This window comes from Terriglobia bacterium, from assembly GCA_020073495.1.
In the GTDB taxonomy this organism is placed as follows: domain Bacteria; phylum Acidobacteriota; class Terriglobia; order Terriglobales; family Acidobacteriaceae; genus JAIQFD01.
Genome location: JAIQFD010000007.1, coordinates 92275 through 115643 on the forward strand (window position 1 = coordinate 92275; position 23369 = coordinate 115643).

A 23369-nucleotide genomic window follows, 5' to 3' on the forward strand; every position below is an offset into this window, starting at 1 on the left:
TACCGCGAAGAGAACACTCCAGGTCCTGTTGGTCGGACTGGCGGCCATATTCCTTCTGGGCGCGTCCGATTTCGATGCGCGCTTCAGAGACCTCGGCCACAAAATGATGTGCAAGTGTGGCTGCAACCAGATCCTGCTGGAATGCAATCATGTGGGGTGTACCTACTCCGAACGCATGCGCGACGAGCTGACCACGGCATTGCAGCGCGGCGACTCCGACGACCTGGTGCTGCAGGCGTTCGTGCAGAAGTACGGGGCCACTGTCCTCGCCGCTCCCACCACCACCGGATTCAACCGCGTGGCCTGGATCATGCCCTTTGCCGCGCTGGGCGCGGGAATCTTCGCGGTGGTGTACGTGGTGCGAGTCTGGAAGTCGCGCCAGCCCGCCCTAGCCGCGTCCGCCGCGTCCGGGCCTGCGCCCTCCGCGGAGTTGGACGAGTATCGCGAGCGGGCGCGCCAGGAGACTGAACTATGATCGGCGTGCTCTGCGCCATGCTTACCGCCATCCTGCTCTTCTTCATTTTTGGGATCGAGGAACACGTCGAGGCCTCGCCCGAGAAGACGCGGCTGCTCTACCTCCACGAGCGCAAGGAAGTCGTCTACGACAACCTGCGCGACCTCAATTTCGAGTTCAAAGCGGGCAAGTTCCCCGAAAGCGACTACCAGAGCATGCGCGCGCAACTGGAAGAGGAAGCGGCGCAGGTGCTGGCTGAGATCGACCGGCTGGAACAGCCCCAGGGCGGTAAGGACGGAAAAGGAGTCTCCGCGTGAAGTTTCGCATTTCCTGGCTGGCCTGCGTGCTGGCACTGACCATCGCTGCTCCCGCGGCCACGCTCACCGGCAAGGTCACCAATGGCACCACAAAAAAGCCGCAGGGCGGGGACGATGTCGTTCTGCTGGCGCTCTCGCAGGGCATGCAGGAAGCGGCACGCACCAAGGTGTCGGCGAGCGGAGATTTCAAGTTCGACGTCACCGACGACGGCGGTCCCCACCTGGTGCGGGTGAATCACCGGGGCGTTAACTACTTCGCGATGGTGCCGCCGGGCACCACGACCGCAGACGTGCAGGTGTTTGAAGCGGCGTCCAAGGTCGAAGGCATTGCCGGCACGGTCAACATCATGCGCCTCCAAGCGGTGGATGGCACGCTCCAGGTCACCGAACTGTACGCCGTGCGAAACATGTCGGAGCCCCCGCGCACCCAGATGAGCGACCAGGCATTCGAGTTCTATTTGCCGGAAGGCGCGCAGGTCGAAGGCTCGCTGGCCCAAGGGCCGGGCGGGCAGCCGGTGAATTCCGCCCCCGTGCCCCAGAGCGAGAAAAGCCGCTATGCCTTCGTCTTCCCGCTGCGCCCCGGGGAAACGCGATTTCAGGTTTCTTATCACGTTCCCTACGCCGGTCAGGCGACGATCACACCGCGGCCGCTCGTTTCCTTCGAACACCTGGTCGTGATGCTGCCGTCGTCGATGAAGTTCCAGCCCGCAGCGGGAGCGCATTTCCAGCCTATGCCCTCGGAGAACGGCGCTGAGGTGCGAGTCTCGAGCAGCATCAAGCCCGGCGATAAACTTGCGTTCACGGTCTCCGGGACGGGACAGATCCAGGAAACGGAAGAGGCCTCGGCCGGACGGAGCGGCGGGCCGGCGGCCCAGCGCGGACGTCCGGGCGGAGGACTGGGCGCGCCCGAGGAGACACCTGACCCGCTTCATCAGTATCGCTGGTTCATTCTCGGCGGATTGGCCGTGGTGCTCGCCGTGGGCGCGTTTTGGGCCACGACGCGTCAGCCGGCCCAGCCGGCGGAAGCTCCTGCACGCGCCGCTGTCCGAGAGTTGCCACCCTCGTTGGCGCCGGCGCGGCCCAGTCCGAGCAGCAGCAACGGCAATCCTCTTCTCGATGCCCTGAAAGAAGAACTGTTCCAACTCGAGATGGACCGCCACCATGGACGCATCTCGCAGCAGGAGTACGCCCAGGCGCGAGCCGCCCTGGACGTCACCATCCAGCGCGCCGCAGCACGGCAAGCCGGCAAGAGCTGAGCGGCGGCTCCGACGGCGGGAATGCCGCGGCTTCCTTCTCGAATCTCCCGCCGTCCGATAGCATCTACATAGACAGGCAAACTTATGGCAAACGGACTCAAAACCGCCGCCCTGCTGGGCCTACTTACTGGATTGTTTCTGCTCGCCGGCGAATGGCTGGGCGGCCGGAACGGACTGTACTACGGGCTAGTGTTCGCTGGGGTCATGAATTTTGTCTCGTACTTTTTCTCCGACAAGATCGCGCTGGCGGCGTCCAATGCCCAGCCGGTCACGCGCGAGCAACTGCCGCGCGTCTATGAAGTGGTGGAGCGGCTGACCCAAAAGGTCGGCCTGCCGATGCCCAGGATCTACGTGATCCCCAACGAGTCGCCCAACGCCTTCGCTACCGGGCGCAATCCGGCGCACGCCGCAGTGGCGGTCACCGAGGGCATCCTTACCCTGCTCAGTGACGAGGAGCTGGAAGGCGTGCTGGCACATGAACTCGGACACGTGCGCAATCGAGACATTCTCACCAGCTCGATCGCCGCGACCCTGGCGGGCGCCATCACTCTGCTGGCCCGAATGGCATACTGGGGCGCGTTGTTCGGAGGAATGGGAGGTCGTGAGGAACGCGACCGCGGTGGCGGCCTGGGCGCGTTGTTCATGCTCATTCTCGCGCCCATCGCAGCCATGCTCATCCAGCTCGCCGTGTCGCGCTCCCGCGAGTACGAGGCTGACCACACCGGCGCGGAGTTCACCGGAAATCCGTACGCCCTGGCCAGCGCGCTACAGAAGCTGGATGCATGCTCAAAACGCATCCCGATGGCCGCATCGCCCTCGACGGCGCATCTGTACATCGTCCAACCACTGCTGGGGATGGATTTTGCCAGCCTGTTCTCGACCCATCCGCCTATCGCCAAGCGCATCGAGCGCCTCACCGGGCGGCCGGCGGAGCTCCAGTACTAACGGCAGGAGGTCGGGAGTCAGTAGTCAGGAGTCGGCAAGGACGATAAAATCCTGAGCAGATGCATCCGTCCACTACGCCAGCAAAAGCCACGCAAGCTTCTCAACTCGAGGCAGAACTGCGCAAGATCATCCGCGGGCAGCAGGAGATCCTGCGGCTGGCGCTGGTCGCGGTCTTCGCCCGAGGGCACCTGCTGATCGAAGGCGTCCCCGGCGTGGGCAAGACCACGCTGGCGCACGCCTTGGCCCGCGCCCTGGACTGCACATTCCAGCGCATCCAGTTCACCAGCGACATGTTGCCCAGCGACGTGGTGGGCATCTCCATCTATTCCGCCATCGAGCAGAAATTCGAATTCAAGCCTGGCCCGGTGTTCGCCAACGTGCTGCTGGCCGACGAGATCAATCGCACCACGCCCAAGACGCAGTCGGCGCTGCTGGAGGCCATGAACGAAGGCCAAGTCAGCGTGGACGGCCACTCGCATGCACTCCCTCACCCCTTCCTGGTGGTGGCAACGCAGAACCCTGTGGAGCACCACGGGACGTATCCGCTGCCGGAGTCGCAACTCGACCGCTTCCTGATGCGCGTGCGCATGGGCTATCCAGAGCCGGACAGCGAGCGCGAGATCCTGCGCTCGGAGGTGGGCGCGGCACAGCTCGACACAGTGCGTCCGGCGATGAATGCGACCGACGTCACGGCTGTGCAGGAGGAGGTCAAGAACGTCCGCGTCGACGACGCGCTGGCCGACTATGCATTGCAGATCGTCCGCCGTACGCGCGAGTCGGAGTCGCTCACTCTGGGCGTCTCGCCGCGGGGCTCGCTCATGCTCTACCGCGCCGCCCAGGCCATGGCCTACCTCGACGGCCGCAACTTCTGCATCCCGGAAGACTTCAAGACGCTTGCTGTCCCGGTCTTCGCCCACCGCGTGGTGGTCAACGCGCGTTACTCCTCGACGCTCAAGAAATCCGAACAGTCGGAGCAGATCCTGCGCGAGATCGTGGAGGGCGTGCCCGTCCCCGTCTGATTTCCGCAGGTAAGATAGCTTCATGGCGATCGTACGATTTCTGATGCTGCTCTCGCTGGTGGCTTGGCTGGGCGGCATCATCTTCTTTTCCTTCGTGGTCGCGCCCACGGTGTTCAGCGTGCTTCCCACGCGACACCTGGCGGGATCGGTGGTCACGCGCTCCCTGGCCGCGTTGCACTGGATGGGGCTGGTATCGGGCGTCGTGTTCGCGATCACCTCGATGATCTGGACCCGCGCCACGCACGGTGCGGCGCAGCCCTTCGCCGCCCGCCACATCGTCGTTTACGCCATGCTGGCGCTGACGCTGGCATCGCAGTTCGGGGTCTCGCCCAGGATGCAGGCGCTGCGCGCCGGCATGGGGCAGATCGACGACGTCGCGCAGGACGATCCACGCAGGGTCGAATTCAACCAGCTGCACGCGTGGTCCACGCGCTTGGAAGGCGGTGTCTTCTTTTTGGGGCTGGCCCTGCTGTTTCTGACCGCCCGTCGGCTGTCGTGAGTTTGAATTCTGGCCGCCCTGGAGACAGAAGCGACGATCAGCCGCACCCCCCCCGGCCCGCTCAGCAGGCGAACGAAAAGCGCAAACTTGTGCTAAGGGCTGTTATCGCCAGTTAGTTTGCCTTATTGGGAGCGGTGCCCCTAACCTCGTCATTTGCCCAAGTCGTGCCAAGTGACCACGCTCACTGACAGGCGTCCTTTGGGCCGGGTAGGGTTACGGGCGGTTCGGTACTGAAATGGAGCAACCCTCCCAGACTGCCGCCCCCCCACGCATCAGCGGCCCCTGGTTGTGGGCGTTCCGGATCATGTACGGCGCGCTGTTGCTGTGGGCGCTGGGGGCTGTTGGGTTGGAGGTTCTTCAGTCAGGTGGTCCCGGGCGAAACTCACTGCTGCTCTTCTTCTGCCTTGCCGGCCCATTCGCTTTCATCCTTTGGATGGCCCGTAGCAATCCGCCGCACAGAAGCTCCCTGGTCGTTGCCATCGTCGTGAGTTTTCTTGCCCTAGCGGCAGACTTGTTTGGGACGGTGGCGTTAGGCAGTTTCCCTAGATATCCGGAACTCTACCTGCCGGTACTCGGGGTGCTGGCGTATATGCTGGTGCCCGTCCGTATCCTGTACGGGATGTCGGCCGAGCCGAGGCCCCGACGCCTAGTGGTTATCCCGAGCATCGCAGTCGTCGTGGCCGTGGCGCTTGCCTTCGTACTGTCCGCCAGGAGGCCTCGCGGCCACTCCATGAACGACTCCTCCGCGGTCGGATCAGTGCGCAGCATCAACACTGCCCAAGTGACCTACCAGTCCACGTACCCGAGCGTCGGCTTCACCTGTGATCTGAAGGCGCTGGGGCCGCCGGCGTCGGGGCCACCGAGCGCCCAGGCGGCCGACCTCCTTGATTCCGTCCTGACCAGCGGCACGAAGAGTGGATTCACCTTCCGGCTCACCCAATGTTCCGGAACGCCGGCCACCACCTATCGCTCGGTCGCAGTACCCATCAGGGTCGGCGAGACTGGGATTCGCGCCTTCTGCAGCGACGAATCAGGCGACATCCGGTTCAGCGAGGATGGCAGCGGCGACCACTGCCTTCAGTCCGGCACGCCCTTGGAGTAGCCACCCGATGTACCGTTCTGGCATTCGTTCATAAAGCCATCCCGTCCCGCCTCGAACCCGACATGCGGGCGCGTACGAGTACCACAACGATGATCGTAAGCGCGCCAGCCACCCAGAGATGCCAGTAATGAAGAAGGATCCTTCTCGTCAGGGACGCAGGGGTGACCTGCACGTCAATGACGCGTACCGACAGCAGACGATTCCTTGCCGCTTCACCCAAGCCGGGCTTCAAGCGCAAGGACGCCTCCACGGCGAGGGATTGCTTGCCCGGGCTGGTGGGCGTGACGTTCCACGCCCACAGGGTATGCCCATCCCATTCGATACGCTGTTCGGCGTCGTTCAGCGCCTTAATGTCGAATCCCGAGCCTTTCAACACAACTGTCAGGAGCGGCCCATCCCCAATCTGCTCGACCTGCTCCGTACCGCGGCCAGGGAACCTTTTGGCTGCATAGGGCTCCCTCCTCTGGTCTAAACCTACTTGGATGCGTTCGGTTTTACCCACCGCCATCTTCGTGGGCGAGTTGTCGTAAAGACAATCTTGCAGGAACCGCTCCACCATCTTCTTGCCGGGACCATCAGCTTTGATTTGCTGCGCCTTCGCGAAGGCGGCCATCGCCTCACGGATGTTCCGGCTTTGGGCCAGTTCGCTGCCCACTGCCATTGCATTTTGGTACTGCTTGATCTTGTTCACCAGGTCCAGAGCTTCGCCAGCCTTTGAACTTGAGCCAGGAACCTGACTCAGAGCCACCCTCGCGGCGATGAAATTGTTCGTGCTGTATGCCGTCTTCCCCTCCTGCAGCTTTAGTGATGCGATCGACTCAAAGTCGCCTCGAATCCTCACCGGCAGGGGCTTCACTGTAAGTAACTGCGCAAGTATCTGCTGGGCGTCGTCGTACCGTTTGCAGCCGGGCTCAATGGCCTTCAGCGTCTGCTGAGCATCAGCAAACTTGTTCTGGCCGAGGAGCTTCGAGGCTTCGTAGAAGCGAGTGTCGCAGCGCGCGTATTCGTTCGACGCTTCCCTCTTCATGGCCGAGCACAGCATCTTGGCCTGCGGATAGCTCGGGTCCATGTCGGCGAGCGGGCAGTAGGCGTCCCTCGCCTCGTAGAACCTGCCCGCTGCTGCGGCCGCATCGCCCTTCTTCTTCAGGTTGTTCTCCTGGACGGCTCGGTCATTCATGGCCGAGCACAACGCCTTGGCCTGCGGATCGTTCGGGTACATGCGGGCGAGCTGGCAGTATGCGTCCCTCGCCTCGAAGCGCGTGCCTGCGGCGGCGGCATCGCCTTTCTTCTTCAGAAGGACAACCTGGTCGGCTCGGTCATTCAAGGCCGAGCACATCATCTTGGCCTGCGGATCGTTCGGGTACATGCGGGCGAGCTGGCAGTAAGCATCCCTCGCCTCGAAGAGCCTGCCTGCGGTGGCGGCAACATCGCCTTTATTCTTCAGAAGGACAACCTGGCCGGCTCGGTCATTCATGGCCGAGCACATCGTCTTGGCCTGCGGATCGTTCGGGGACATGCGGGCGAGCTGGCAGTATGCGTCCCTCGCCTCGAAGAGCCTGCCTGCGGCGGCGGCGGCATCGCCCTTCTTCTTCAGGTCGTCCTTCTGGTCGGCCCGGACAGCTAGCGGCACCAGGGCCAGCAGGACCAGCAGCATCCAGATTCGCCCTTTACTCGGCATTGACGATCTTCTCCAAGTCCAGCTTCTCGACGATGCGGTAATGTGAAAGGGTGGCCTGCATGGGAGGCCTCTCCTCACGGCCCGCCCGGATCCGGTCCCGAAGCTGCGTAAACGGTAGTGTTGGTTGGAGTTTTCGGCAGTGACGGTGGTCACGCGGCAGAGTATCCGCGCCTAACTGTTGATAAATCGTCTTATCACAAGTGTGCGCTTTTCCTTCGCCACCAGTGCCCTCTTGTGGCCGCCGTGGGGGCTTTTTCGTGCTGCCGACAGGCTAGGCTGCACGCCTCTATTGGGGACCCAAGGTTACTTGGTGAAGGCCGCGATGGCGGTGGCTTCGTCGTCCTTGACGTCGAAGACGGTGTCCAGCTTGGTCATCCGGAGCAGATCGTGCACTTTCTTGGTCAGGTTGAGCAGCTTTAGCTCGCCGCCCTGGTCACGGACGGTGTTGAAGGCGCTGACCAACCCGCCGATCCCCGAGCTGTCCATGTAGGTGACCTCGCCGAGGTTGAGCAAGATCTTCTTGTTGCCCTTGCCGACCAGCTCGCGGATGGTGTCGCGCAGGGCAACGCTGCTCTCGCCGAGGGTGATGCGTCCGCTCAGGTCCACGATGGTGATGGTATCCATCTGCCGTGTGCTCGCCTTCATCGTCACTTGGAATCCCCCTTGGTGTCCGCTTCGCTGCCGGTTCCAGGGTGCGGAACCGCACCTCCGCAAGAAGCTGCGAGTCCAAGGCGCGATTATGGCACTTCAGGGCCATAACTTCCGATAAATCGCCTTAGCACACGATTATTTACTTGACGTACCGACGGCTTCGCGCCATCGTGTGCCTAGCGGGGCTGGCCTATGATTAGGCGACCCCCCAAAAAGTGCTGGCGACCCCGCCGGGAGCGCGATATGACGGTTTGCATAGCGGCATCGTGCGAGAGCGGCAAGCGAGTGGTAGCTGCGACCGATGGGCGTCTTTCCTTCGCAGGCATAGCTGCCGATGCGATGCTAGGAAAAATGCTCTGGAAGGTCACACCGCAAGACGAATGGCTGTTTCTCTTTGCTGGCGAACCCTCGAATACCAAAGCGATTTTTGAGGAAATGTACTGGGCGGCGGACGGTGCCTCGCTGACTCGCGAAAACATCCAGAAGATAACGCTTGAAGGCTATCAGAGACGATGGGCTAAGTTTAGCTCTTTTGCCGCGCTCGCCCCCTATGACATGGATCTGGCCAAGTTTAAGGCAGAAGGCCGCGCACAATTAGGGGAGCAAGAATGTACCCGCATCTCGCGGCAGATTGCCGAACGCGCTGTGTATTTTGAAGAGCAGCTTTTGGTGATTGGATGGGGCAAGTCCGAGTATGCGGCTATGCTTTACGAGGTAAGCCCAGACGGAGACCGCGATCATGCCCTGGCGGGGATTGCCGCGATAGGCACAGGCGCAGAGGTGGCAGCCTCAACCCTTCTACTGCTCGGCCAGACGAAAGACAGCACACTTGCCGAAACGCTTTATTGCGTTGCTGCCGCAAAATTCGCCGCCGAGAAGTCGCAGGGAGACGACGTTGGTAAACAACACACAGCCATGTGCATCACGCGGAAAAGAACGCCAGAGGACAAGGGCAAGAACATCGTTGCGGAACACGTTCCCGAGGACGGGATAGCAATATTGCGGGAGGTATGGGAACGATACGGGAGACCGCGAATACCAATGAATGAGGGATGGAACGCAATTGCGGGCGTGGTGAAGAAACTTGGATTTGAAGCTGGCGTGAGTCCGTGGCGAATAAACGAGATTAGGCAGTTAGCCGCTCGAATGTCAGAGCCGGGGCGGTAACCATGTGGCGCAGCGTATCGAGGAATAGATCGTGATTCTTGCGGCGGTTAAACCGGAACGTCATTTCATCCAAGTAGGCGGGGAGATGTTTCGCGCTGACCTTGTGCCACGTTCCCATGATGCCGCGCTTCAAAAGGGAGAAAGCGTTTTCGACGGTGTTGGTGTACACATCGCCCCGCACGTACACCTTGTCGCGGTGCCGGATGGTTTTGTGTTTAGACCCGTGGACTCCTGCTCTAATCATTGCCTTGGGGTATGCGGGCAGTTCATCGGTGACCATCACTTCCACGTCAGCGCTGACGTTCTCTGTGATGTACTTCGCCAGCGTGCCGCTCTTGGCGTCGGAAGCATGAAAGAATCGCAGATCGCCGCCGCGCTGCCGGATGCCGATAACGATTTCCTTGTTCTTTTTGCTGCCCCAATTGCCGCGCTCTTTGCCGCCAACATAGGTTTCGTCCATCTCGACCGTGCCATCCAACATGGGGCGCACTTCCTTCATCGCGGCGCGGATGCGGTGGCACAGATACCAAGCCGTTTTGTAACTCACACCAATCGTGCGCTTCATCTGATTTGCAGAAAATCCCTTGCGCGCCTCGACCAAGAGCAGCACAGCGGTGAACCACGTTTGCAGCGGCAGGTGGGAATCGTTAAAGATCGTGCCAGCCGTAACCGAAAAGTGATATTCGCACTCCGCGCAATCGAACTGCTTGTTCGCCGTAATCCACGAAATCTTTTGGCCGTGGCAGCGCGGACACTCAACCCCGCGCGGCCAGCGCAACTTAACAAGGGCCTCGCGGCATTTTTCGTCAGTATCAAATAAGTGCTGTACGTCTAGGAGAGTCATGACAGAACCTCACAAGAAGAAAATGGGCAGACCACTGGAAGATGTTCCGCTCCGCAAGCTGATGAGCGGCATTCGGCGGGACATCCGAAAGCGGCTGACGGCATCTGCCACTGCAGCGCCCCGTAAGCCGAAGCGGAAGTAAGGGTTATCTTCATTACAAGGAAACGATAGCAGAATGCACTCGTTACGTCAAGTAAATAATCGTGCCTTAGCACAAGTGTGCGCTTTTCGTTCGCCCGCTGGCGCCTCGATCGCGGCGATTCGCGATGGAGGTGCGGAACCCACCCCGATTGTTCTCTCCCCCTTTCCGCTTTTGACCGCTCGTCGCCTCTCGTGAAAGACTAGTTCGTTTGCCCTGCCATTCTTCTTTCGTCCTGTAGGGCACGCCTCATTACTTATGAAGACCGGAATCATTGGCCTGCCGCAAGTCGGAAAGACATCTCTGTTCAGGATGTTGACCAAGGTGCAGGTCGACGCCGCGCACCACAATCCGCGGGAAGCGCATATCGGCGTCGCCAAGGTTCCCGACGATCGCCTCGACAAGCTGGCCGCGCTCTACAACCCAAAGAAGTTGATCCACGCCTCGGTCGAGTACGTCGACGTCGCGGCCATGAGCCAGGAAGCGCTGAAGGACACCGCCTACGCCACCGCGCTGCGCAACGTCGACGCCCTTGCGCACGTGGTCCGCGCCTTTGACGATCCCTCCATCCCACACGTGGGCCCCATCGATCCGCTGCGCGACGTCAAGAACATCGAGTTCGACCTCATGGTCAGCGACCTGGGGCAACTCGAGAAGCGCCTGGAGCGCGTCGAAAAGGACCGGAAAAAGATCAAGGACCCGGAGATCGAGAAGGAGCACGAGATCCTTCTCAAGTGCAAGGCGCAGCTCGAGGCGGAGAAGCCGCTGCGCGAGATGGAGCTGAACCCGGAGGACAAGAAACGTCTGCGCGGATTCATGTTCCTGAGCCAGAAACCCATCCTGTACGTGCTCAACGTCAGCGAAACCACCGACCTGGGCAGCGCACTGGAGCTTGCGGTCGAAAAGCACAAGCTGACGGAGGTCGCGTCGCGCCCCAATGCCGGCGCCACCGCCATCTGCGGGAAGGTCGAGGCCGAACTGGCGGAGATGGAGGACTCCGAAGCCGCCGAATTCCTGGGTTCCTACGACCTCAAGGAGAGTGGCCTCACGCGCCTCATCCGCAAGACGTATGAGTTGCTCGGCCTGATCTCGTTCTTCACCGTCGGCGAGGACGAGTGCCGTGCCTGGACGGTTGATCGCGGTGTGCGCGCCGTGAATGCCGCCGGCGCCATCCACTCCGACCTGGAGAAACACTTCATCCGCGCCGAGGTCATCCACTGGGACGCGCTGCTCGAGGCCGGGTCGGAGGCCAACGCCCGCTCCCGGGGCACGCTGCGCCTGGAAGGCAAGGACTACGTCGTCAAGGACGGCGATGTAATGCATGTACGACATAGTGGATAAGCGCATAGCTCATAGCGCATTGTTCATAGCGCGTAGGACATAGGGCAAGGCGAAGATCTTCATGATGCGTGTGGGGAGAGGGAGCGAGCATGTCCGGGTCATACACCGAGTTGATCGCGTGGCAAAAAGGGATGGATATGGTGGAGGCGGTCTACCGCGCCACTTGTTCCTTCCCCACTCATGAACTGTACTCATTGACTCAGCAGCTACACCGGGCGGCGATTTCCGTCCCCAGCAACATCGCGGAAGGGCACGCAAGGTTCTCGCCGAAAGATTTTCGGCATTTCCTGCGGCAATCTCGTGGATCTGTCGCGGAACTGGAAACTCAACTTATGCTGGCGCAGCGCTTGGGCTATATCACCGACGAGGGGCTTCGTCCGCTCATGGCACAAGTGAGTGAGGTGGGCCGAGTATTGACGGGACTCATCAATTCCATCGATGTGGAGTAGCTGTCACGCGCTCCACCCATGGGCAACGCTGTGCGCTATGTACTATGTGCTATGTACTATGTACTCTGCTCTTCTAAATGCCAACGAATCCCATCCTTTTGAGCGTGCTGCTGGGCCTTACCGCGGCGGCGGCCGACGTCTTCGGCGGCGCCATCATCGTGCAGAAGGTCTGGGAGCGCCGCTACCTGAAGTACTTCGTCGCCCTGGGCGCCGGTTTCATGCTGGCCACCGCTATGACCGAAATGGTGCCGGAAAGCCTGCGCCTCGCCGGGTCGCGGGCGCCTCTGTTCATCCTCATCGGGTATCTGATCGTCCATTTCTTCGAGCATACCGTCACGCCCCACTTCCATTTCGGAGAAGAGACGCACCCCGATGAGTTCGTTCACGCGCACAAGAGCTACTCCGTGCTGGTCGGGCTGACCATCCACACGTTTTTCGACGGGATCGCCATCGCCTCGGGCTTCCTGGTCTCGAGCTGGCTGGGATGGGTGATCTTCCTGGCTGTGTTCTTGCACAAGATCCCGGAGGGCTTCACGGTGGCCTCGGTGATGCTGGCCAGCGGCCGCAGCCGGGGCGTCGCATGGGGTTCCTCGGCGCTACTGGGAGCCGCGACCCTTGCCGGCGTGCTGACCATGTCGTGGCTGGCGGAATTCCTGAGCGCGGGGCTGGCGCTCTCCGCGGGGGTGACCATCTACGTTGCGGCCTCGGACCTTATGCCCGAAGTGAACAAGGAGCCCGGAGTCAAAATGGCGCTGGTGGTTTTTCTCGGCGTCGGCCTTCTCTTTGCGCTCGATCGGCTGATCCACGCCGCCCACTAAAAGAAAAACGTCGCGGGGCGCTGCGCGGCGTCTCGGGACCGTGTGTCGGGGCTATTCCACCTCGTGCTTGGCGTTGTAGCCGTCGCGCGCGATGACCTCGTACTTCACGTCCTTGCCTTTCTGATTGCGCACTCTCAGCGGCTGTCCATTCTCGTCCATCAGTTCGACCTTTACCTTGCGCCAGGTGCCGTCCTGCTTGGTGTTGGTGGGCTTGTAGGCCAGGTTGTACTGGTTGCGGACGGACTGCCCGATCTCATTGAAGATCTCAGGCATCTCGGCCTCGAACCGCGGATAGTAACCGCGGCCACCGGTCATCTTGGCGAACGTATTCATGGCGTTTTCGGCCTGGAGGAAATTCATGCTGGCGATGGTGGGACCCATGCTGCTGGTTGTAGCCGCGGAGTCGCGGATGGCTTCGCGCAACAGCCTGCCGGTGCTAACGGTGAAAATGGTGATGTTGTGCGAATCCTTGACCTTCTTCAGGATCTGGTCGTAGTGGATCTTGCTGAAGGTGTCCAAACCGGTGCCGATCAGGATGACGTACTTGCGGCCTTCCACGCCCTCCAGGCGATCCAGCGTGTCATAGAGCGCGTCCCAGGTGTTGATCTCCCTAAACCCGGGCATCCAAAGCTGGCGCAGAGCTCCGTAGACGGCTTGCTTGTCCTGGGTGAAGTCGGTGAGCATGCGGGGCCTCATGTCGAAGGCGATCACCGCGATCCAGTCGTTCGGCTTCAGCGTATTGGCGAAGCTGTAGGAAGCATTCAGCGCGTCGTAGTTGAACTTGTACCCGGTGGAGGCGAACTCGACCAGCAGCACAGCCGTGATCGGCGCATCCTGTGCTTGCGTCATGTTCGTGACCCGCTGCGGGACACCGTCTTCGAGGACCCGGAAATTCTCCTTCTTCAGACCGGGGATGAACTGGCCGTCTTTGGTCGTGACCAGCACGGGAACGGTGACCAGGGGAACATCCACGCGCAGCGAGTACTCCGGCATGCCCGGCGGGTTCTTCACTTCCGGCTTCTTCTCCGGCGGCGGCTCTTCTTTCTTCTTGGGCAGCGCCAGGGGCCCGACGTCTCCCTGCGGCCCACCCGCCTCCGGCGCCTGTTGCTGCTGCTGCCCCTGCTGCTGCGGTGGTTGCTGCTGCGCCAGCAAAGGCACGACCGGCGCCAGCGCGATTGCCATCACCAGGACGACGGCGAACGCCTGAGCCGGAGCTGAGAGCTTCTTACGCACTTGAATGAAGGGAGACATCTGCTTCTTCCGCCGAGAATCTGTATTAGTATAGATGCACGTTTCCGCTATTTCGGTACAACCTCTCCCCGTACAAGCAATAGCGGACGGGGTAATATGAAAAGAGCTGTCGTTGTCCGCACCCTCCTGTTCGCGGCGCTTTGCTGCGCGGTTCCCGGCTGGTCTGCCGAGAACCCCGCTTCCGCGCTCGATGTCCCGACCTTGCCCGTGAACCAGATCCACGCTGGCATGCACGGCGTCGCCTATACCGTCTTTGAAGGCGCCAAGGTCGAGGCGATGGATGTCGAGATCCTCGGCGTCCTCAAGGATGCCAACGGACCCCAGAGCGACGTCATTCTAGTCCGCCTGCAGGGCAAGAAACCCGAGTACACGGGGGTGGTTGCGGGCATGAGCGGCAGCCCGGTGTATGTGGACGGCAAACTGGTGGGCGCCCTTGCGTTCCGCATCGGCCAGTTCGCCAAAGACCCGATCGCGGGCGTGACCCCCATCGCCGACATGCTCGAGATCAACGCTCTCGACCGCACCCCGGCGGAATCGCGTGTCGATCCGGGCCAGCCGCGGCGCGAGGTGTCGCGCACTTCGGGCCTGGGCGATGCGGCCGGCATCCAACAGTTCTCGCAGTACCTCCAGCCCATCGAGACCCCCCTGGTCTTCAGCGGGTTCAGCGAAGAGGCGGTGCGCCTGTTCGCCCCCCAGTTCAAAGAGGCGGGCATCATTCCCGTTATGGGAATCGGCGCGGCCTCCGACCAGTCACAGCCCGAGCCCCTGGTTCCCGGCTCCGCCGTCAGCGCCGTTCTGATCCGCGGCGACATGAATGTGGCCGGCACGTGCACCGTCACCTACGTGGACGCGCAACGCTTGCTCGCCTGCGGCCATCCTCTGCTCCAGTTCGGCAGGATCGAGATGCCGATGACCAAGGCGTACGTGGTGACCACCCTGGCTTCGCCCGCTAATGCCTTCAAGATCGTGAACACCACGGAGCCGGTGGGGGCGTTCGTGCAGGACCGCCACAGCGGCATCCTAGGCGAGTTTGGCGTCTTACCGCAGATGATCCCCGTCGCCCTCACGGTGCACGGCGGCACGCGGGCCAAGGAATTCCATTTCGAGGTGCTGAACAACGCCAAGATGACCCCGGTCGCGATCATGACCACGGTCTTCAATTCGCTCCAGAGTCTGAACGAGTACGGCGAGGACGCCACCTACCGCATGAGCGGGAAGATCCGCGTGAACGGCTACCCGGACGTCGGGCTGCAGAACATGTTCGCGCCCATAGATCCGGCGCAACCGACGGCGTTTGCCGCCGCCATCACGCTCGGCGACCGCTTCAGCCGGATCTTCGACAACCCCTACGCGACACCCTCCATCGGCGGCGTCACCCTCGATTTCGAGGTGCTGAAGGAGCGCCGCTGGGCACGCCTGGAGAGCGTCCGCACCGACGTGACCGAGGCCCGCCCCGGGGACGCAATCAGCATCGAGGTCTCCTTGCGGCCGTACCGCGGCGAGCGCATCGTCAAGCAGATCCCGGTCAAGGTCCCGGCCTCAACCCCTAAGGGCACGCTCCGCATCCTGGTCAGCGACGGCGACACGCTCGACCGCAGCCACCGCATGGGGCCCGGTCCAGGGCGCAAACTTGACCTCGGCTCCACCATCGCGCTCCTCAACAAGGAGCACACCAACGACCGGCTCTATGTGTCGTTGCTGGAGGCCAATCCGCAGGCCATGGTGGAAGACAAGGTCATGCCCACCTTGCCGCTCTCGGTCATGAACGTGATGGACGGCATGCGCGGGACGCAGGACATGGTGGTGATCGGCGAATCGGCGGTGAACGAATACTCGACGCCCATGGATTACGTGGTGACCGGCGCCCAGATGATCATGGTCACGATCAAGTGACGCCATTTCGCGGGGCGTCTGGGCCCCGGGCGTCATCCTGAAGGATCTCGCGCGTGGCCGAAGTCTTGCGCCCGCCCGCACTATAATGATTCCGGCTTGGATCCCACGGCTTCGGCCGTGGGTTTTTGCCGTAAGCAACCGAGTTCCTCGACCGCATCGCGTCTGGCTCTAACCATCGCGCGAGCGACACCATCAAGGCAAGCAAGGTGAAAAAAGTAAGCTTCGTCGTTCTCTTCCTCTTTTTCTCGGCCATCCTGGCTCTCGCCCAGGGCACGCGCACCTGGAAACAGAACTCGTTCGACGACTTCGAGAAGGGCACAGCCAAGGGGGTCGCCATCCGCAGTGATGGCATGCTGGAACTCGCCCCGGCCTTCAGGCCTGTCTACACGACACCTTCGGTCTACCTCTGGGCGCTGGCCGGGGACGGCACAGGCACGGTGTACGCGGCGGCAGGATCCCCGGCGCGGGTGTACCGCATCACGCCGGAAGGCAAGGCAGCGGTGATCTTCGAGCCCCAGGAGCTCCAGGTCCAGGCCCTGGTCGTAGACCGCGGCGGACTGCTCTATGCCGCCACCTCGCCGGACGGCAAGGTGTACAAGATCGAGCACACTGGCGCGTCAAAGGCCACGCCCTCCAGAACGGAGAACCAGACCCCGGCCACGGTCGATCCCTCGTATACCTCCAGCGTCCTCTTCGATCCCAAGACGAAGTACATCTGGGACCTCGCCCTCGACGGGCAGGGCCAGCTCTACATCGCCACCGGCGACCGTGGCGAGATCTATCGCGTGAGCCGCGCCGGGCAGGGCTCACTGTTCTTCAAGAGCGACGAGGCGCACATCCGCGTGCTTGCGTTCGACGCCAACGCGAATCTGATCGCGGGATCGGACGGCAGCGGCCTGATCTACCGCATCTCGCCGGCGGGCGAGGCGTTTGTGCTGTACAGCGCGCCCAAGAAGGAGATCACCGCTCTGGCCGTCGATGCCGCGGGCAACATCTTCGCTGCGGGTGTGGGCGAGAAGCGCGGCGTGGCGCCGCTTCTGCCGGCGCCTGGCCCGATGCCGCAGCCGCAACCGCAGCCCCAACCCCAGGGCGAAAAACCCGTGCAGCCGGTGGCGCCCAGCGCGATTGCCGCCGCCGTGCCCCCGTCCGCTGGCTCGGAGATCTACCGCATCGCGCCCGACGGCGCCCCGCGCCGCGTCTGGTTCTCGCGCGAAGACATCGTCTATGCGCTCGGCTTCGATGAGCGGGGCCGGCTCCTGGCCGGGACCGGCAACAAGGGGCGCATCTACCTGGTCAAGAGCGAGGGCGAATTCACCGACCTGCTGAAGGCGAGCGCCACTCAGGTCACCGCCTTCGCCAAGGGTCCGGGAGGCAGCCTCTATGCTTCCACCTCGAACCTGGGCAAAGTGTTCTCCGTCGGCGTGGCGCCGGAGACCGAGGGCTCCTACGAGAGCGACGTCTTCGATGCCCGCATCTTCTCCCGCTGGGGACGGGTGGAGGTCCGCGGCCACGGCCGATACGAACTCGCCCTGCGCAGCGGCAACGTGGACAATCCCGACCGCAACTGGAGCCCCTGGAAGCGCGTGGATCTGGGGACCGGCGAGGCCGATGTGCCGCCAGCCCGCTTCGTCCAGTGGAAGGCGGTGCTCCGTCCGAGCGAGCCACCCACCACGGTGGACAGCGTGCTGGTGAACTACCGTCCCAACAACGTCGCACCGGTGATCGACGACGTGATGGTGCAGGTGGGCTGGCGCTACCAGCCTATGCCCAAGGCGCCCGAGAGCCCGCAGCCCGGGCCGCGCTTTGTCGCCTCTCCGCCTGCGGTGCGCGACCGGGACGCCATTTCCGTCCGCTGGGCCGCCCACGACGACAACGACGACGAGCTCGTTTACTCGCTCTACTACCGCGGCGACGGCGAAACTCGATGGAAGCTCCTGAAGGACAAGATCACCGACAACTACTACACCCTCGACGCAGGCCTGCTGCCCGACGGCGGGTACACCGTGAAAGTGATCGCTTCCGACGCGCCTTCGCGCCCGCCCGCGGAGGTTCTCACCGATCAGAGGGAGAGCGCGCTCTTCGAGGTGGACAACACGCCGCCCCGGGTCGAAGAACTGCATGCCTACCTGGAGAACGGCCAGGTGCGCGTCACCTTCCGCGCCAGCGACACGTTCTCGCCCATCAGCCGCGCCGAGTGCTCCATCGACGCGGACGACTGGCAGTTCATAGAGCCGGTTGGCCAGATCTCCGATTCCAAGCAGGAGAAGTATGACGTCAAGCTGCCTTTGCCGGCGGATGAGGGACCGGCGGCAGCTCAGTCCGGCAAGAAGGGGAAAAAAGACGACCCGGCGTGGATCGCGGAGCACGTGGTGGTGGTGCGCGTGTATGACCGCTTCGATAACATGGGGGCGGCGAAGACCATCGTCACGGCGGCGCGCAAGTAGCCTGCGAGGCCGCGTCAACGCAGCGAAGAAACGGCGCATGCTTGTGCTAAGGCGATTTAGCAACAGTGAACGTGCATAACCTGCTTATAATTTCGCCGAATGTCTCGAAACAATATCCTTGCTCTCCTCGATGGAGGAGATCGCCGATCGATCGGTCGCTCCGACGAAGTGGCGGCAATCGTCTGTAGGAATCGAGCACTATTTCCGGACTTGCTACGCGGCTGTTGGTCTGAGAATCCCTTAGTGCGAATGCGGGCGGCAGACGCGACTGAAAAGGTAACGCGGCACAACCCTGACCTGCTTCGGCCCTACAAGAAAGAGTTGCTGGGTTTGATGGCTGAAGCCCACGCACCAGAATTGCGTTGGCACTTGGCGGCCATCGTTCCAAGGCTTCCGCTGAATGCAACGGAACGGCAACTTGCGGCCTCTTTGCTGCACAATTACTTGCAGGACGGTAGCTCAATCGTCAAGACCTGCGCTCTCCAGGGACTCGCCGACTTGACGGCGGACGACCCAAGTATTCGACCCGCAGTGATAGAACTTCTACGGCAGACTGCTGGGAACGGCACCCCTGCTATGAGGGCTCGCAGCCGCAAGTTGCTGCGTCAGATAGAAGCACGTTTGAGGTAACTGTCGATAACAGCCCTTATCACAAGTTAGGGGCCTGATCCGTCCCTCAGCTTCACGCATCCTTCAATCGCCCCTGAAGGGGCTGTGTTCTTTCTAGACTCCCTTCCCCGGGCAAAGCCCGGGGCTACTCTCAAGCGCCCGCGAGTCGGGCTGCGTGAATCCGACGCCCACACGAGCAAACCCCGCTCGTGTGGGGCACCTCCCCGCCGCCCGTTATCTTGTGCTCATTTCCTCGAGGATATTGCGTCCCTTACACCTTGGATCGGGCGTTCGGGATGCTTTGGTCATGAAGTAGGTATCGTTTGCCGTCACCTGGAAATAGAACGAGCGGGAGTGGCGGTAGTCAGGAGGAATGTACTCGCCCACCTCGACCTGATAGTGGCCGGCGGGTTTGGAGCACCTGTGCACGGAGGTGTATTCCAGCAAGGAATCCTCGTTGATCGCGCGTACCAGTTCGTGAAGTCGCCGAAGGTCCGCCTCAACAGCCTTCGACGACCACTGCGCTGCTTGCTCCCACGGCGAGACAATCCATTCATCCACAAAATCGCGGGGCGATACAGCCACTGGTTGGGTGCGCTTGACCTCATCCCCAATCACAGAAAAGTGCCTAATCCAAACTCGGTTATGAACACCAGCATCTATGCTGCTGGAATGGAATCGCAAGTCAAACGCGTTCTTATCTACTGTTAGTCGACCGTAGTCCTCGCTGCCCCACCACATGTAATCATCGCCGGAGAAGAGAACCTTTGGTTGAAGTGGCTCGCTAGTCGGCTTTAGAACCGAGTACCTTATCGAGGACCAAGTCGAACTGCACCACGGTGCAATATCGTGCTCCACCAAGAACCACCCACCAGAGTTGTCAGGTGGCGATATTTCGTAGCCGAAAGCCATCGTGCCGCCATCGACCTCTGGATATGGCTGTTTCTGCCATCTCAGCACCTCTTCCCATGTATCGGCCTTGGGGGCAAAGACGAGCAGCACAGTATCGCCGCCACACTCAATGGAGAAATTCGCCGTGATTCCTATCAATCGCGGATTCTGGATGGCCCGCACGTCGAACCAAAGTTCAAATCCGAACTTGCCGAATTCGGCGGGAATCTGCTCCGCCGTGAGTACCTGACCCTGCGGTAACTCAAAGGCGTTTGTTAGTGCGGAGAGTTCGTTGCGGACTTTAGTGCCATCAGGCTGCGAAGAGACGCAGCCCATGTATGCATCAATCAACGCGGCAAGTGCGCTTTTCATCGACACGATTTCCTGCTGTGCCGCAGGGGAAACGCCCGGGCCGTCGCCAATCGGAAGATTGAGCAGCTGTTTGCGGACGGACTGCACCCTAGTAGCGGTGCGAACCACCTCAGCCTGGTCACAGGAACTCGGTGGCTGAGCCAAGCAGGCCAGGGGGAACGTAGATATCAGCGCCGCGATTACGTATTCCACGACGCGTGCCCGCACCATCTGTTGGTAATGTCCTCTCATCGCGCTTTAGCCTTCCCTGCCAGCGTGGATCTCGAGGCCGACCCGGCGCGTGTCGTCACGCACGTCACCAGTGAGCGTCCGCCAGCCCTCCAGATACCTCTCGTACCTGGCGTTGCTCTTCGCGATATGAGGATAGAGCATCAGCCAGCGCTTTTCGACCGCTGCGGCCGGGATCACGTACCAGGCGTCCAACGGCGCGATATAGACGACCAGTACATCGTATCCGCTGGACTTGTTCAGTGTGCTCGGAGTCAAGCAGACCAAATAGTGGTGGCGCGCCACCTTCCACGCCGACTTCACCTGAACGCGGAACGTGCCCAGGCGGCTCTGCACGTGGAAGTCGAACGCCTGGTTCTCGCCAAGGGGTTTGCTGATCTGCAGCCCGAGCGCCTCGGCTCTGGCCGCAAAAATGGATTCCGCCAATTCGCCCTTCGCCTTGGCAGTCATCCCGCGCGGAAATCGGAATCTTCGCGGCTTGGAGAGCATGGGTCATTGTGACCGTTCGTGGCCGTGGGGCGCGGTGACGGGCGTCACGTTCGGGCTTACGTCCTTCGCGGAAGAGGTGTCGCCCCTGAAGGGGCTCAGGACATTCTGTGTGTCTCCTACCCGGCATTCCGCGCTTCGCGCTCCATGCCGGGCTACCATTCCACCGTCCCCTGGCGCGGGCTGGATTCGTTGCATTGCTGGCAATCGTGTCCGTCTTCGCCAGGAGTGGAGTTCTGGCCGGGGTAGCTGCAGGGCGGGCCGCGCAGGGGCTGGCTTACAATCGCTCGATGCGCGGCGTCCTGGAGAACATCGGCTGGCTGCTGGGATGCGTCTACTCGACCATCCCTGCCTACTGGTTCCTGGTACATCCGTTCGCCGATCTCTGGCGCAAGCGCAAAGTCTCGCTGAAGCACGTAGGTTGGGTGTGGCCGCTGCTCTGGGTCGCGGTCGGCGCGATAACAGCGCAGTGGCGTCACATGACCCTCTACCGCCAGCCGCTGACCTGGATCCCCGGCGTGGCCCTGATCGCGACCGCGATGTATGTCTATTCCCGTGCCCGCCACGACTTCTCCGAAGACCAGGTGCTGGGCCGCTCGGAACTCGAACCGGAGAAGCATGAGCAGCGCCTGGTCACCACCGGCATCCGCAGCCGCATCCGCCACCCCTATTACCTGGCGCACCTCTGCCACCTGCTGGGATGGACCGTGGGGACCGGCTCAGCGGCCCTGTACGGCATGAGCGCCTTCGCGGTTGTGACCGGCGCAGTGATGATCCAAATGGAGGAGCGCGAACTGGAGCAGCGCTTCGGTGACGAGTACCACCGCTACCAGGCCAGTAGCTCCGCCATCATTCCCGTCCCCCGCAGCCGCCGGCCCGCGACTAGCGACTAGCGACTCGCGACCCCTATAATTTGAGGCGCTTAGCGGGCGTGACCCTGAGCGGTGCGAAGGGGAGAGCCCGCTGCCGAAATCCCGACGCTGAGCGCAGCGAAGCGGAGGGACCTTACTAGCCGATGAGCTTCGAACTCTTCGTCGCCTCGCGATACCTGCGCGCCAAGTTGAGGCGTCCAGCGGGTGTGAGCGACAGGAGTGCGGTGCACGACTGGAGCGGGAGCCCGCTGCCGAAATCCCGAGCGAAGCGAGGGACCTCTAACAAGTGAAGTTCGAGCTCTTCGTCGCATCCAGGTATCTCCGTGCCAAGCGGCGCCAGGCCGTCATCGGCGTCATCACCGTTATTTCTATCATCGGTGTGGCGGCGGGCGTGGCCTCGCTCATCATCGCGCTGGCCATCAACAACGGCTTCCGCCAGGACTTGCAGGAGCGCCTGCTGGGCTCGACCGCGCACGTGCAACTCATGCGTATGGAAAGCGACGGCATCCGCGATTGGCGCGAGTTGCTGGCGCGTCTGGAAAAACAGCCGCATGTCACCGCGGCCTCGCCCGCCATCTACGAACAGGTGCTGATCTCGCGCGGCGCGCGCGCCAAGGGTGCGGTCCTGAAGGGCGTCCTCCCCAGCTACGAGAACAAGGTCAGCGAGATCTTGCGCTCGGTGAAGTTCGGGTCGGCGGACGCGCTGAAGGAGGGTCCGGTAGAGGCCGGCCAGCCGACGGCAGGTATTCCCGACGCCCTCTCTCGCCCCCAGCGGATGCCCCCCATCATCCTGGGCCAGGACATGGCGGACGATCTCGGCGCCACGGTCGGCTCCGTCGTCCTGGTCACCTCGCCGCAAGGCGAGCTCACCCCATTCGGGATCGTGCCCAAGTACGTGCGCTTCCGTGTGGCGGGCATCTTCAAGTCGGGCTTTTACGATTACGACACTACCTGGGCCTTCACCCGCCTCTCCGATTCGCAGAAGCTCTTCGGCCTGGGCGACGTCATTTCGGTGGTCGAGTTCAAGGTGGACGACATCTACCGGGCCGGCGACATCGGCCACGAGATCGAGCAGGCCGCCGGCAAGGGTTTCATGACCTCGAACTGGATGGAGCAGAACCGCGCTTTGTTCCGCGCGCTGAAGCTGGAGCGCATCGTGACCTTCATCACCATCGGCCTGATCGTTCTGGTGGCGGCGCTCAACATCCTCATCTCTCTGATCATGATGGTGATGGAGAAGACGCGCGACATCGCCGTGCTCATGTCCATGGGCGCCAAACACCGCCAGGTGCGCCGCATCTTCGTCGCCCAGGGCGTGCTCATCGGCGTGATCGGTACCGCTCTGGGGCTGGTGCTCGGCTACGTCCTCTCCTGGGCCGGAGGACACTACCGGCTGGTGTCGTTGTCTCCCGAGGTGTACTCCATCGATTACGTACCGTTCTCTCCCCGCATCCTCGACGGCGTGATTGTGGCCGCGGTGGCGCTGGCTATCTCGTTTGTCGCCACCATCTATCCCTCCTGGTCGGCAGCGCGCATCCTGCCCGCCGAAGCCCTCCGCTACGAGTGATTTTCCCGCCTACGGAATTTGGAATTCGTGAAGTGCAATTTTGTGCACATTTGTGTGCACTCTGGTGGATACTTTGG

The 23369-nt window shown here is 62.1% G+C and carries 21 protein-coding genes; 15 read left to right on the forward strand and 6 right to left on the reverse strand.

What is annotated here, in order from left to right:
* The first annotated feature begins 28 nt into the window (after positions 1 to 28).
* The 7 genes from LAN37_15870 to LAN37_15900 all read left to right on the forward strand — a co-directional run bounded on the left by LAN37_15870 (position 29) and on the right by LAN37_15900 (position 5592).
* On the forward strand, positions 29 to 475 hold the full coding sequence (locus LAN37_15870; GenBank protein MBZ5648687.1) for a cytochrome c-type biogenesis protein CcmH: 447 nt from the start codon (positions 29 to 31) through the stop codon (positions 473 to 475).
* Positions 472 to 771, forward strand: coding sequence for a hypothetical protein (locus LAN37_15875; GenBank protein ID MBZ5648688.1), 300 nt, complete (start codon positions 472 to 474; stop codon positions 769 to 771). The genes LAN37_15870 and LAN37_15875 overlap by 4 nt, the downstream gene beginning before the upstream one ends.
* Positions 768 to 2027 (forward strand): carboxypeptidase regulatory-like domain-containing protein, encoded by a 1260-nt coding sequence (locus tag LAN37_15880; GenBank protein MBZ5648689.1) that lies wholly within the window; start codon positions 768 to 770, stop codon positions 2025 to 2027. Before LAN37_15875 ends, LAN37_15880 begins: the two co-directional genes overlap by 4 nt.
* A gap of 84 nt (positions 2028 to 2111) precedes the next feature.
* On the forward strand, positions 2112 to 2972 hold the full coding sequence (locus LAN37_15885) for a zinc metalloprotease HtpX (GenBank protein ID MBZ5648690.1): 861 nt from the start codon (positions 2112 to 2114) through the stop codon (positions 2970 to 2972).
* Positions 2973 to 3031: 59 nt separating this feature from the next.
* Positions 3032 to 3991, forward strand: coding sequence for a MoxR family ATPase (locus tag LAN37_15890; protein MBZ5648691.1), 960 nt, complete (start codon positions 3032 to 3034; stop codon positions 3989 to 3991).
* Positions 3992 to 4013: 22 nt separating this feature from the next.
* On the forward strand, positions 4014 to 4490 hold the full coding sequence (locus tag LAN37_15895; GenBank protein ID MBZ5648692.1) for a DUF4149 domain-containing protein: 477 nt from the start codon (positions 4014 to 4016) through the stop codon (positions 4488 to 4490).
* 433 nt (positions 4491 to 4923) lie between these two features.
* Entirely contained in the window at positions 4924 to 5592 is a 669-nt protein-coding gene (locus LAN37_15900) for a hypothetical protein (protein MBZ5648693.1), read from the forward strand.
* A 28-nt stretch (positions 5593 to 5620) separates the two neighbouring features.
* On the opposite strand, the gene LAN37_15905 is transcribed toward LAN37_15900, so the two are convergent.
* Together LAN37_15905 and LAN37_15910 are read right to left on the reverse strand one after the other, a co-directional pair.
* A complete protein-coding gene (locus tag LAN37_15905; protein ID MBZ5648694.1) occupies positions 5621 to 7246 on the reverse strand; it encodes a hypothetical protein in 1626 nt (541 codons plus the stop codon).
* A gap of 327 nt (positions 7247 to 7573) precedes the next feature.
* On the reverse strand, positions 7574 to 7921 hold the full coding sequence (locus tag LAN37_15910) for an STAS domain-containing protein (GenBank protein ID MBZ5648695.1): 348 nt from the start codon (positions 7919 to 7921) through the stop codon (positions 7574 to 7576).
* Between the two features lie 243 nt (positions 7922 to 8164).
* On the opposite strand from LAN37_15910, the gene LAN37_15915 reads away from it, so the two are divergent.
* Complete coding sequence (locus tag LAN37_15915; GenBank protein ID MBZ5648696.1) at positions 8165 to 9088, forward strand: hypothetical protein; 924 nt, start codon at positions 8165 to 8167, stop codon at positions 9086 to 9088.
* Here the strand turns inward: LAN37_15915 and LAN37_15920 are convergent.
* Positions 9048 to 9932 (reverse strand): IS1595 family transposase, encoded by an 885-nt coding sequence (locus LAN37_15920; GenBank protein ID MBZ5648697.1) that lies wholly within the window; start codon positions 9930 to 9932, stop codon positions 9048 to 9050. The genes LAN37_15915 and LAN37_15920 overlap by 41 nt on opposite strands.
* 397 nt (positions 9933 to 10329) lie before the next feature.
* Between LAN37_15920 and ychF the strand changes: the two genes are divergently transcribed.
* The 3 genes from ychF to LAN37_15935 all read left to right on the forward strand — a co-directional run bounded on the left by ychF (position 10330) and on the right by LAN37_15935 (position 12679).
* Positions 10330 to 11412, forward strand: coding sequence for a redox-regulated ATPase YchF (gene ychF, locus LAN37_15925; protein MBZ5648698.1), 1083 nt, complete (start codon positions 10330 to 10332; stop codon positions 11410 to 11412).
* A gap of 89 nt (positions 11413 to 11501) precedes the next feature.
* A complete protein-coding gene (locus LAN37_15930) occupies positions 11502 to 11861 on the forward strand; it encodes a four helix bundle protein (GenBank protein MBZ5648699.1) in 360 nt (119 codons plus the stop codon).
* A 77-nt stretch (positions 11862 to 11938) separates the two neighbouring features.
* A complete protein-coding gene (locus LAN37_15935) occupies positions 11939 to 12679 on the forward strand; it encodes a ZIP family metal transporter (GenBank protein MBZ5648700.1) in 741 nt (246 codons plus the stop codon).
* A 51-nt stretch (positions 12680 to 12730) separates the two neighbouring features.
* On the opposite strand, the gene LAN37_15940 is transcribed toward LAN37_15935, so the two are convergent.
* A complete protein-coding gene (locus LAN37_15940) occupies positions 12731 to 13930 on the reverse strand; it encodes a VWA domain-containing protein (GenBank protein MBZ5648701.1) in 1200 nt (399 codons plus the stop codon).
* 96 nt (positions 13931 to 14026) lie between these two features.
* Here LAN37_15940 and LAN37_15945 point away from each other — a divergent pair, with 96 nt between their 5' ends.
* Together LAN37_15945 and LAN37_15950 are read left to right on the forward strand one after the other, a co-directional pair.
* Positions 14027 to 15823: a SpoIVB peptidase S55 gene (locus tag LAN37_15945; GenBank protein MBZ5648702.1), complete on the forward strand. Its 1797-nt coding sequence runs from the start codon at positions 14027 to 14029 to the stop codon at positions 15821 to 15823.
* A 206-nt stretch (positions 15824 to 16029) separates the two neighbouring features.
* On the forward strand, positions 16030 to 18267 hold the full coding sequence (locus tag LAN37_15950; GenBank protein MBZ5648703.1) for a hypothetical protein: 2238 nt from the start codon (positions 16030 to 16032) through the stop codon (positions 18265 to 18267).
* 843 nt (positions 18268 to 19110) lie between these two features.
* On the opposite strand, the gene LAN37_15955 is transcribed toward LAN37_15950, so the two are convergent.
* Entirely contained in the window at positions 19111 to 20226 is a 1116-nt protein-coding gene (locus LAN37_15955) for a hypothetical protein (GenBank protein ID MBZ5648704.1), read from the reverse strand.
* Between the two features lie 150 nt (positions 20227 to 20376).
* Positions 20377 to 20817, reverse strand: coding sequence for a hypothetical protein (locus tag LAN37_15960; GenBank protein MBZ5648705.1), 441 nt, complete (start codon positions 20815 to 20817; stop codon positions 20377 to 20379).
* 326 nt (positions 20818 to 21143) lie between these two features.
* Between LAN37_15960 and LAN37_15965 the strand changes: the two genes are divergently transcribed.
* Both LAN37_15965 and LAN37_15970 read left to right on the forward strand, forming a co-directional pair.
* Entirely contained in the window at positions 21144 to 21746 is a 603-nt protein-coding gene (locus LAN37_15965) for an isoprenylcysteine carboxylmethyltransferase family protein (GenBank protein MBZ5648706.1), read from the forward strand.
* Between the two features lie 265 nt (positions 21747 to 22011).
* Complete coding sequence (locus tag LAN37_15970) at positions 22012 to 23292, forward strand: ABC transporter permease (protein ID MBZ5648707.1); 1281 nt, start codon at positions 22012 to 22014, stop codon at positions 23290 to 23292.
* Positions 23293 to 23369: the final 77 nt, after the last annotated feature.

What these genes read in the sequence shown, in the direction of transcription:
- LAN37_15895 (MBZ5648692.1), top strand. Translation starts at nt 4,014, where the DNA reads ATGGCGATCGTACGATTTCTGATGCTGCTCTCGCTGGTGGCTTGGCTG.
- LAN37_15890 (MBZ5648691.1), top strand. Translation starts at nt 3,032, where the DNA reads ATGCATCCGTCCACTACGCCAGCAAAAGCCACGCAAGCTTCTCAACTC.
- LAN37_15885 (MBZ5648690.1), top strand. Translation starts at nt 2,112, where the DNA reads ATGGCAAACGGACTCAAAACCGCCGCCCTGCTGGGCCTACTTACTGGA.
- LAN37_15900 (MBZ5648693.1), top strand. Translation starts at nt 4,924, where the DNA reads ATGGCCCGTAGCAATCCGCCGCACAGAAGCTCCCTGGTCGTTGCCATC.
- LAN37_15960 (MBZ5648705.1), bottom strand. Translation starts at nt 20,817, where the DNA reads ATGACTGCCAAGGCGAAGGGCGAATTGGCGGAATCCATTTTTGCGGCC.
- LAN37_15965 (MBZ5648706.1), top strand. Translation starts at nt 21,144, where the DNA reads ATGCGCGGCGTCCTGGAGAACATCGGCTGGCTGCTGGGATGCGTCTAC.
- LAN37_15945 (MBZ5648702.1), top strand. Translation starts at nt 14,027, where the DNA reads ATGAAAAGAGCTGTCGTTGTCCGCACCCTCCTGTTCGCGGCGCTTTGC.
- LAN37_15915 (MBZ5648696.1), top strand. Translation starts at nt 8,165, where the DNA reads ATGACGGTTTGCATAGCGGCATCGTGCGAGAGCGGCAAGCGAGTGGTA.
- LAN37_15905 (MBZ5648694.1), bottom strand. Translation starts at nt 7,246, where the DNA reads ATGCTGCTGGTCCTGCTGGCCCTGGTGCCGCTAGCTGTCCGGGCCGAC.
- LAN37_15935 (MBZ5648700.1), top strand. Translation starts at nt 11,939, where the DNA reads ATGCCAACGAATCCCATCCTTTTGAGCGTGCTGCTGGGCCTTACCGCG.
- LAN37_15940 (MBZ5648701.1), bottom strand. Translation starts at nt 13,930, where the DNA reads ATGTCTCCCTTCATTCAAGTGCGTAAGAAGCTCTCAGCTCCGGCTCAG.
- LAN37_15920 (MBZ5648697.1), bottom strand. Translation starts at nt 9,932, where the DNA reads ATGACTCTCCTAGACGTACAGCACTTATTTGATACTGACGAAAAATGC.
- LAN37_15930 (MBZ5648699.1), top strand. Translation starts at nt 11,502, where the DNA reads ATGTCCGGGTCATACACCGAGTTGATCGCGTGGCAAAAAGGGATGGAT.
- ychF (MBZ5648698.1), top strand. Translation starts at nt 10,330, where the DNA reads ATGAAGACCGGAATCATTGGCCTGCCGCAAGTCGGAAAGACATCTCTG.
- LAN37_15875 (MBZ5648688.1), top strand. Translation starts at nt 472, where the DNA reads ATGATCGGCGTGCTCTGCGCCATGCTTACCGCCATCCTGCTCTTCTTC.